The 1,153-nt window shown below is 35.0% G+C and carries 1 protein-coding gene; it reads right to left on the minus strand.

Going from position 1 to position 1,153, the window contains the following annotated elements; all coding sequences use genetic code 11:
• Nucleotides 1-95 precede the first annotated feature (95 nt).
• Nucleotides 96-1,058 (minus strand): IS3 family transposase, encoded by a 963-nt coding sequence (locus tag ACOVQ4_RS05550; RefSeq protein ID WP_421819659.1) that lies wholly within the window; start codon nucleotides 1,056-1,058, stop codon nucleotides 96-98.
• Nucleotides 1,059-1,153: the final 95 nt, after the last annotated feature.

Consider the following 1,153-nt stretch of genomic DNA (forward strand, 5'->3'; position numbering starts at 1 on the left):
TGTCTTGCCCTGAAATAGGTTGACCATTTTTGTGTTATATAAAATGGTTGTTTAACAAATTTACCGGAACATTGATAAGTCTTAGAAAAAATCTTTTATTGGATTTTTTCAGACTTATCAACATTCCTGCTTGCTGCTTTTATTTCCCTTTTTCTATATGATTTATAGCTGTGTGTCTGATTAGTATGGGCAAACGATGGTGTTTGCATTGCTAATGACCGATGCCTTCTTTCATTGTTGTATATGTCCACCGCTTGCTTTACCATTTTCTTCGCTATCTCTAAACTAGGAATCGTTTTGATCAATCCAAACTCATACTTGAGTGTTTCATTGATTCTCTCGGCAACAGCATTCTCATAGGGGTCATATTTTTCTGTTGTACTTAAAACCATGCCATGATCCTCAGCAAATTTGGTGTACTCTGGAAAGCAATATTGAATACCCCTGTCGCTATGGTGTATGGTGTTTTTAGTAGCATGTTCTTTATTCTTTATAGCCATTTGTAAGGCTTCTTTTACCAAGGAGGTTTTCATATTGTCTGCTAATTTGTAGCCCATTATTTTCTTACTATACAGGTCCGTGACAAGTGCTAAGTAAGCATGCTTATTTTCTAGCTTGATGTAGGTAATGTCACTAACAAAAACTTGTTCTGAATGAGTGATAGTCAGGTCTTTTATCAGATTGGGAGATGTATGGTACTGATGATTAGAATCAGTAGTGATAAAACTTCTACGTGTTCTAGGTACCAATAAATGTCGCTCTCTACAAAATTTCAAGAATCTATCTCTTCCCATTTTAATATTGCTTTGTATTAGCTTCTCTCGAACATCCAGATGCAGTTTTTCTGTACCGTACCTTGACATTTTTTTACGGATGGGTGCTATTATTTTTTTGATGACAATCGCATCCATTTCTCTTTGTTCGCTTGCTTTAAGTCTTTGATAATATGCTTGTTTACTTAACCCGAAACATTCGTACAGCCATTTTATTTTGTAAGCTTTTTCTTCTTTTTGGCTATCTCGTTTGCTAATGTTTCGGGCAAATACTTTTTTGATAATTCCTGACCCGTAACTTTTTCAAAGTCTGCAATAATATCTTGTTGTAGGTCTTTCATAAACTCAAGCGCTTCAATACGCTCTTTAAGCTTCTTATT

The sequence above is a fragment of the Flectobacillus sp. genome (assembly GCF_049240685.1).
Taxonomy (GTDB): domain Bacteria; phylum Bacteroidota; class Bacteroidia; order Cytophagales; family Spirosomataceae; genus Flectobacillus.